Annotated in this window: 9 protein-coding genes and 1 pseudogene; 5 read left to right on the plus strand and 5 right to left on the minus strand. The window is 73.9% G+C overall.

Annotation, left to right across the window (positions count from 1 at the left end; genetic code table 11):
- The first annotated feature begins 86 nt into the window (after nt 1-86).
- The 4 genes from AOK24_RS23930 to AOK24_RS23945 are packed head-to-tail and all read left to right on the plus strand — an operon-like array spanning nt 87 to nt 4,532.
- Nucleotides 87-1,079, plus strand: coding sequence for a DEDDh family exonuclease (locus AOK24_RS23930; RefSeq protein ID WP_055722131.1), 993 nt, complete (start codon nt 87-89; stop codon nt 1,077-1,079).
- A gap of 57 nt (nt 1,080-1,136) precedes the next feature.
- On the plus strand, nt 1,137-1,934 hold the full coding sequence (locus AOK24_RS23935) for an SURF1 family cytochrome oxidase biogenesis protein (RefSeq protein WP_055722132.1): 798 nt from the start codon (nt 1,137-1,139) through the stop codon (nt 1,932-1,934).
- Between the two features lie 55 nt (nt 1,935-1,989).
- The gene (locus AOK24_RS23940) at nt 1,990-3,771 is read left to right on the plus strand and encodes a glycoside hydrolase family 15 protein (RefSeq protein ID WP_055722133.1); all 1,782 of its coding nucleotides are present in this window, start codon (nt 1,990-1,992) and stop codon (nt 3,769-3,771) included.
- 5 nt (nt 3,772-3,776) lie between these two features.
- Nucleotides 3,777-4,532 (plus strand): SDR family oxidoreductase, encoded by a 756-nt coding sequence (locus tag AOK24_RS23945; RefSeq protein ID WP_055722134.1) that lies wholly within the window; start codon nt 3,777-3,779, stop codon nt 4,530-4,532.
- Nucleotides 4,533-4,536: 4 nt separating this feature from the next.
- On the opposite strand, the gene amaP is transcribed toward AOK24_RS23945, so the two are convergent.
- Genes amaP through AOK24_RS23970 form a run of 5 tightly spaced genes read right to left on the minus strand, consistent with a single transcriptional unit; the run spans nt 4,537 to nt 6,794 of the window.
- Nucleotides 4,537-5,115, minus strand: coding sequence for an alkaline shock response membrane anchor protein AmaP (gene amaP / locus AOK24_RS23950; protein ID WP_055722135.1), 579 nt, complete (start codon nt 5,113-5,115; stop codon nt 4,537-4,539).
- 6 nt (nt 5,116-5,121) lie between these two features.
- Nucleotides 5,122-5,775: a DUF6286 domain-containing protein gene (locus tag AOK24_RS23955; protein WP_055722136.1), complete on the minus strand. Its 654-nt coding sequence runs from the start codon at nt 5,773-5,775 to the stop codon at nt 5,122-5,124.
- Nucleotides 5,772-6,116 (minus strand): Asp23/Gls24 family envelope stress response protein, encoded by a 345-nt coding sequence (locus tag AOK24_RS23960; RefSeq protein WP_055722137.1) that lies wholly within the window; start codon nt 6,114-6,116, stop codon nt 5,772-5,774. The genes AOK24_RS23955 and AOK24_RS23960 overlap by 4 nt, the downstream gene beginning before the upstream one ends.
- Nucleotides 6,113-6,298, minus strand: a complete 186-nt coding sequence (locus AOK24_RS23965) for a hypothetical protein (protein ID WP_055722138.1) — start codon at nt 6,296-6,298, stop codon at nt 6,113-6,115. The genes AOK24_RS23960 and AOK24_RS23965 overlap by 4 nt, the downstream gene beginning before the upstream one ends.
- 31 nt (nt 6,299-6,329) lie before the next feature.
- Nucleotides 6,330-6,794 (minus strand): Asp23/Gls24 family envelope stress response protein, encoded by a 465-nt coding sequence (locus AOK24_RS23970; RefSeq protein ID WP_055722139.1) that lies wholly within the window; start codon nt 6,792-6,794, stop codon nt 6,330-6,332.
- Nucleotides 6,795-6,888: 94 nt separating this feature from the next.
- Here AOK24_RS23970 and AOK24_RS23975 point away from each other — a divergent pair.
- Nucleotides 6,889-7,129 (plus strand): annotated as a pseudogene (locus tag AOK24_RS23975) (nucleopolyhedrovirus P10 family protein); the annotation flags it as partial.

Consider the following 7,129-nt stretch of genomic DNA (forward strand, 5'->3'; position numbering starts at 1 on the left):
CTCACGCCGCTGGCGGCCGGGGATCTGGTGGCCGCCCTGGGGTGAGGGGGCGGGGCTGTCGGTCCCGACCCGTATCCTCAGGAACCATGCTCGAAGACCGCATGCTCACCACCCCGTCGCCCGTCGACTGGCCAGGCACATACCCCGAGGGGTATGCCGTGGTCGACGTCGAGACCACCGGGCTCGCGAGGGACGACCGGATAGTGTCGGCGGCGGTCTACCGGCTGGACGCGCGCGGGGAGGTCGAGGACCACTGGTACACGCTGGTGAACCCGGAGCGCGATCCGGGGCCGGTGTGGATCCACGGGCTGACGAGCGACGTGCTCGAAGGGGCGCCGCTCTTCGCCGAGGTCGCCGAGGAGTTCTCGCGGCGCCTGGAGGGGCGCGTGCTCGTCGCGCACAACGCGGTGTTCGACTGGCAGATGATCGCCCGCGAGTACGCGCGCGCCGAGCGGCAGGCGCCCGTCAGGCAGCGGCTGTGCACGATCGTGCTGAGCAAGGAGCTGGGGCTCCCGCTGCCCAACCACAAGCTGGAGACGCTGGCCGCGCACTTCGGCGTCGTCCAGCAGCGCGCGCACCACGCGCTGGACGACGCGCGCGTGCTGGCGGAGGCGTTCCGGCCGAGCCTCAGGGCCGCCGCCGCGCGCGGGGTGCGGCTGCCGCTGCACGAGTGCCGGCCGCTGACGGAGTGGCAGGACCGGCCCGCGACGCCGTGGATCGGGCGGCAGGGCGGCGGCTACCGGCAGCCCACGACCTGGCGGCCGTCGCGCAAGCGGCCCCCCTGCCCCTACCCGAACCCCGGCCGCTTCGAGGACGGCAAGCCGCTCAAGCAGGGCATGCGGATCGCGTTCTCCGGCGACACGTCGACCGAGCGGGACCTCCTGGAGGACCGCGCGGTGGAGGCCGGTCTGCACGTCTCCACGAGCATCTCCCGGCTCACCAGCCTGCTGGTGACCAACGACCCCGACTCGGGCACCTCGAAGGTCCTCAAGGCCCGCCAGTTCGGCACCCCGGTCGTCGACGAGGCCGCCTTCGGCCAGCTCCTGCGGGACGTGGCGGCGGCCGACTCCGGCGCGTAGACAGCCCCGTCCGACCCTGCCGGGGCCCCCGCGCGCGGCGGGTTGTACGGTCGTGGGGTGTACCGCTTCCTGTTGTCCCGGCAGTGGGTGATCCTCACGCTGGTCGCCCTCGTCCTCATCCCTACGATGATCCGGCTGGGCATCTGGCAGATGCACCGCTACGAGACGCGGCACGCGCGCAACGAGCTGGTGGCGAGCGCCCTGCGCGCGGACCCGGTGCCGGTCGAGAAGCTGACGTCCCCGGGGCACGAGGTCACCCGTTCCGAGCGCTACCACTCGGTCACGGCGGTCGGCCGGTTCGACACCGCGCGCGAGGTCGTCGTCCGCCGCAGGGTCAACGCGGACGACGAGGTCGGCTTCCACGTGCTGACGCCGCTGGTGCTGGCGGACGGCAAGGTGGTGCTGGTCAACCGGGGCTGGATCCCCGCGGACGGGCCCAGCCAGACGGCGTTCCCGAAGATCCCGGCGCCCCCAGCGGGCCAGGTCACCGTCACCGGGCGGCTGATGCCGGACGAGACGACCGCGGCGAGCGGCATCAAGAACCTCAAGGGCCTCCCCGACCGGCAGATCATGCTGATCAGCAGCGGCGAGGAGGCCGGCCGCCTGAAGGCGCCGGTCCTCGGCGGGTACCTGGTCCTGACGGCCCCCGAGCCGAAGGGCGACACCCCGGAGCCGATCGGCAAGCCGGGCGACGAGAACGCGGCGCTGAACTACGCGTACGCCATCCAGTGGTGGCTGTTCGCCGCCGCCGTCCCGTTCGGCTGGTTCGTGCTGGTCCGCCGCGAACTGCGCGACCGCGCGGAGAAGGCGCGGCAGACGGACGAGCAGGAGCAGGCGGAACCGGCGACCGTGTAGCTCGCGCGGGCGCGTGTCTGATTGCCGGTGCCCTCCTGCGGGAAACCGGATCTCCATGCGCATCGAGGACTACGCCGTCGTCGGCGACGAACAGACCGCCGCGCTGGTCGGCCGGGACGGCTCCGTCGACTGGCTCTGCCTGCCCCGCTTCGACTCGGCCGCCTGTTTCGCGCGCCTGCTGGGCGACGAGGAGAACGGCCACTGGAGGATCGCGCCCAAGGGGGCGACCGGACCGTGCGCCCGCCGCTCGTACCGGGGCGACACGCTCGTCCTGGACACCGAGTGGGAGACCGGTGACGGCGCCGTCAGGGTCACCGACCTGATGCCCCAGCGGGACAAGGCGCCCGACCTCGTGCGGATCGTGGAGGGGCTGCGCGGCAGGGTCACCGTACGCAGCACGCTGCGCCTGCGGTTCGACTACGGGTCGATCGTGCCGTGGATGCGCCGCTCGGACGGCCACCGGGTGGCCGTCGCGGGCCCGGACTCGGCGTGGCTGCGCAGCGAGCCGCCGGTGCGGACGTGGGGCGAGGACTTCGGTACGCACGCGGAGTTCGAGGTCGCCGAGGGCGAGAAGGTCGCGTTCGTGCTGACCTGGCACCCGTCGCACGAACCCCATCCGGCCCGTGTGGACCCCTACGAGGCCCTGGAGGCGTCGTTGGCGGACTGGGGCGCCTGGTCGGCCCGCTGCCGCTACAAGGGGCCCTACGAGGCCGCTGTGCGGCGTTCCCTGATCACGCTGAAGGCGCTGACGTACGCGCCGACGGGCGGGATCGTCGCCGCGCCCACCACCTCGCTGCCGGAGGAGCTGGGCGGCGTACGGAACTGGGACTACCGGCACTGCTGGCTGCGCGACTCGACGCTCACCCTGGGCGCGCTGCTGTCGGCCGGCTACCACGAGGAGGCCCGCTCCTGGCACCGCTGGCTCCTGCGCGCGGTCGCCGGCGACCCGGCCGACCTCCAGATCATGTACGGCGTGGCGGGCGAACGCCGCCTGCCCGAGCAGGAGTTGCCGTGGCTGTCGGGGTACGAGAACTCGCGCCCCGTACGCGTCGGCAACGGCGCCGTCGACCAGCTCCAGCTCGACGTGTACGGCGAGGTCATGGACTCCCTCGCGCTCGCGCGGGACTCGGGGCTGCCCGCGCGCCCGCACGTGTGGGCGCTCCAGCACGCGCTCATGGAGTGGCTGCGCGACAACTGGCGCCAGCCCGACGAGGGGCTGTGGGAGGTGCGGGGCGGGCGGCGCCAGTTCACGCACTCCAAGGTGATGGTGTGGGTCGCCGCCGACCGCGCCGTACGCGCGCTGGAGACGCACCCGTACCTGCGCGGCGACCTCGACGGCTGGCGCGAGCTGCGCGACACCGTGCACGCGGAGGTGTGCGAGCGCGGGTACGACACCGAGCGGGGCACCTTCACGCAGTCGTACGGGTCCGCCGAACTCGACGCCGCGCTGCTGCTGATCCCGCGCGTGGGGTTCCTGCCCGGCGACGACCCGCGCGTGATCGGCACCGTCGACGCGGTGCGCGCGGAGCTCGGCCACGACGGGCTCGTGCGGCGCTACAGCACCGACGGCACGACCGTCGACGGGCTGCCCGGCTCCGAGGGGACCTTCCTGGTGTGCTCGTTCTGGCTCGTGGACGCGCTGCACCTGACCGGCCGCCGCAAGGAGGCGCTCGCCCTCTTCGAGAGGCTCGCCGGGCTCGTCAACGACGTCGGGCTGCTCGCCGAGGAGTACGACCCCGTCGGCGGCCGTCAGCTGGGCAACTTCCCGCAGGCGTTCAGCCACATCGGGCTCGTCAACTCCGCCCTCGCCCTGTTCGGCGACGGGCAGGCAGGATAGGGGCCATGGATCTTGGACTGAAGGACCGGGTGTACGTCGTCACCGGGGCCACGCGCGGGCTCGGCAACGCGGTCGCGCGCGAGCTGCTGGCGGACGGGGCGAAGGTGGTCGTCTCCGGGCGGGACGAGGAGCGGGTCGCCCAGGCGGTGCGCGAGCTGGGCGGGAACGCGGTCGGGGTCGCCGTCGACAACGCCGAGCCCGACGCGGCGGACCGGCTCATCGCCCGCGCGCGCGAGGCGTTCGGGCGGTTCGACGGGGTCCTGGTCAGCGTGGGCGGGCCGCCGCCCGGGTTCGTCGCCGACAACACGGACGAGCAGTGGGAGGCCGCGTTCCGGTCCGTCTTCCTCGGCGCCGTACGGCTCGCGCGCGCGGCTGCCGCCGAGCTGGACGAGGGGGGTGTCATCGGGTTCGTGCTGTCGGGGTCCGTGCACGAGCCGATCCCGGGGCTGACGATCTCCAACGGGCTGCGGCCCGGGCTCGCCGGGTTCGCGAAGTCCCTGGCGGACGAGCTGGGGCCGCGGGGCATCCGGGTCGTGGGGCTGCTGCCGGCGCGGATCGACACGGACCGCGTGCGCGAGCTGGACGCCCTGTCCGCCGACCCCGAGGCGACGCGGGCCGCGAACGAGGCGCGGATCCCGCTGCGGCGGTACGGGCGGCCGGAGGAGTTCGGGCGCACGGGGGCGTTCCTGCTGTCGCCGGCCGCTTCTTATCTGACCGGGATCATGGTTCCCGTGGACGGCGGGATGCGTCACGGGTTCTGACCCGTCAGCTGACCCTTTCCGCCTTGTGCTTCATCGCCCTCATCCGCACCTCCGCCGGCAGCGCCTTGAGCGCCGCCGAGTCCCGCGCGCGCGTGAGGGAGTGCGTGATGAAGTTCCTCAGCGCCTCCCCCGGAGACGCGTGCGGTTCCACCCTCAGGTGGACCTGCGTTTCCGGGGCGTCCCTACGGCCCGTCAGGTGTACGCGCGCGTGGGAGACGCCGTCCAGGTGGGCCGTCTCGGTGGCGAGGACGTTCTCCAGGGCGCTGCCCCGCAGGACCGCCGACTCGCCGTCGCCGGTGTTGATGAGGACCTCGCCGAGGCGGCGGCGCCTCAGGTTCGCGGTGAGCCACCACAGGGCCAGCAGGACGATCAGGGCGAGGCCCCCGATGACCGTCGGCCACCACCAGCCCTCGTCGCGCCAGCGGGTGCGCTGGGAGGCCGTCAGGAGGGCGTCGTGGCGGTCGCCGTGGAGCCACCAGGAGGGCGCGTCGGCGCCCAGCCCGATCGCGAGCACGGAGCCGCCCAGGGCGAGCAGGGCCAGCCCGGCGAGGCCGAGCAGGACACGGTTGACGGTGCGGAGCATCGGGGGTCACCCCTTCTTCGCGGGCCGGCGGACATGGATCGACAGCGCCGGAGGGTGGGCCAGTCCGAGGCCGTCCAGCGCCGCCGCGAGCGTGGCCGCCAGATCCGCGCGCACCTCGTCGAGGTCGCGGAAGTGGGACACCGTACGGACGTCGATACGGCGCCGTCCCATCCGTACGGCGACGGACTGGACGCCGGAGACCTCCATCGCCCGGTCCCGCAGGACGAGCGCGGCGGCGTCGCGGTGCAGGCCCGCGCGGACGTCGGGGTGGGTCGGCCGCATCGGCAGGACGTCGCGGTGCCCCGGGGTCACGGCGAGCAGCAGGGCCAGCAGTCCGAGGGCGACGGCGACGCCCGCGCCGGTGCGGACCCACGTGTCGTCCAGGGGGCGCGCGGCGAGCTGGTGGGCGAGTTCGCGGCGCCAGCGCATGGCGGGGTGGCCGGCGCGGACGGCGGCGACGTCGTACAGGAAGAGTCCGGCGACGGCGAGGATCAGGACGGCCGTGAGGGCGGCCGGTGCCCGGCGGGGGGACCAGAAGCGGCGTACGCCGGCCGGTGGGGGCGCCGCCTCGGGCTCCGGGGCCCTGTCCGCCTCCGGTTCCTTCTCCAGGATCACCGGCAGCCGCTGGGTCGTGCCTTCGCTGCCCTGGGGTTCGCTCATCGCGTCCTCCCCTGTGCCTCGCCGGAGGCGGCCGTCGGGTGGAGCCGTTCGATGGTGACGGCGACGTCCGGCACGTCCATTCCCACCAACGCGCGTACCCGCTCGACCACGTTTCGACGCACCGCGCGGCAACGGGCCGCGATGTCGGTGGGGTAGTCGAGTTCGAGGTGCACGCGCACGCGCGCGGTGTCGTGCGCGACGACCACCAGGGCGTGCGGGGGCGCCGCGTCGGGCGGCAGGGGGCCGAGGGCCTCGCGGGCCGCCTGGGAGGCGATCTTCGCGACCACCCGGTCGGCGATCCGCGTCGCCCCGCGCTCGCCCGCCGCGACGGTGGACGTCATCGGCGCCGGTCGTCGCGCGAGCGCAGGAAGTCGCCGAGGTCCAGGTCCCCTTCGAGGAACCGGCCGACGACGAACCCGATGGCGCCGAGGGCGGCCACCAGGAGGAAGGCGCCGAACCCGCCGAAGTACCCGGCGAAGCCCAGCGCCATGCCGGCGATCATGCCGATCACGGCTCTGCTCATGTGTCGTCCCTTCGCGTCGCGGGCCACGGGGTCACTGGATCCGGGGTTCGGGCTCGTCGTCCTCTTCGTCCGGCAGCTTCACGTCGCTGACGGCGATGTTGACCTCGACGACTTCGAGGCCCGTCATCCGCTCGACGGCGGCGATCACGTTCTCGCGGACCGCCCGCGCGACGTCGGCGATGGAGACGCCGTAGTCGACGACGATCTCCAGGTCCAGCGCGGTCTGCACCTCGCCGACCTCGGCCTTCACGCCGCGCGAGACGGACTTGGAGCTGCCGGGGACGCGGTCGCGCACGGCGCCGAAGGTGCGGCTGAGTCCGCTGCCCATGGCGTGCACGCCGACGACGTCCCGCGCGGCGAGCCCCGCGATCTTCTCCACGACGCCGTCGGCGATCGTCGTCCGTCCCCTGGTCGCGGGGTCCCCGCCGCCCCGCTTCACGGCCTTGCGCACCGTCTGCTCGGTCTCGCCGACGGCGTTCTGCGTGGTGTCGGTCATGATCCGTACGTCCTTCCGGGCCGGCCGCCTTCGGTCAAACCAACCGTAAGCGCGGTTGCCCCACAGCGCCCCGGGGATGCGGCAGGCTGGTGGAATGACTGCGGAGCAGCACTGGCGTCAGACGGTCCGGCACCATCTCGGACTCGGCAGGTTCCTCCCCCTCGGCGGCCCGCGCGACGGCTGCTGGATCGCGGAGAGCGTCGCGGAGACGGTCCTCGGGCGGGCGGTGGCGGGCAACGTCGAGGGCGCCCGCCTGGGCCCCCTGCGGCTGACGCTCACCGATCCGGAGAACGCGCACGACCCGGCCGTACCGCCGCCCCCGACGGCCCTCCCGC

Source organism: Streptomyces niveiscabiei, assembly GCF_001419795.1.
Lineage (GTDB): Bacteria > Actinomycetota > Actinomycetes > Streptomycetales > Streptomycetaceae > Streptomyces > Streptomyces niveiscabiei.

What these genes read in the sequence shown, in the direction of transcription:
- AOK24_RS23960 (WP_055722137.1), bottom strand. Translation starts at nt 6,116, where the DNA reads ATGACGTCCACCGTCGCGGCGGGCGAGCGCGGGGCGACGCGGATCGCC.
- AOK24_RS23940 (WP_055722133.1), top strand. Translation starts at nt 1,990, where the DNA reads ATGCGCATCGAGGACTACGCCGTCGTCGGCGACGAACAGACCGCCGCG.
- amaP (WP_055722135.1), bottom strand. Translation starts at nt 5,115, where the DNA reads ATGCTCCGCACCGTCAACCGTGTCCTGCTCGGCCTCGCCGGGCTGGCC.
- AOK24_RS23955 (WP_055722136.1), bottom strand. Translation starts at nt 5,775, where the DNA reads ATGAGCGAACCCCAGGGCAGCGAAGGCACGACCCAGCGGCTGCCGGTG.
- AOK24_RS23965 (WP_055722138.1), bottom strand. Translation starts at nt 6,298, where the DNA reads ATGAGCAGAGCCGTGATCGGCATGATCGCCGGCATGGCGCTGGGCTTC.
- AOK24_RS23945 (WP_055722134.1), top strand. Translation starts at nt 3,777, where the DNA reads ATGGATCTTGGACTGAAGGACCGGGTGTACGTCGTCACCGGGGCCACG.
- AOK24_RS23970 (WP_055722139.1), bottom strand. Translation starts at nt 6,794, where the DNA reads ATGACCGACACCACGCAGAACGCCGTCGGCGAGACCGAGCAGACGGTG.
- AOK24_RS23930 (WP_055722131.1), top strand. Translation starts at nt 87, where the DNA reads ATGCTCGAAGACCGCATGCTCACCACCCCGTCGCCCGTCGACTGGCCA.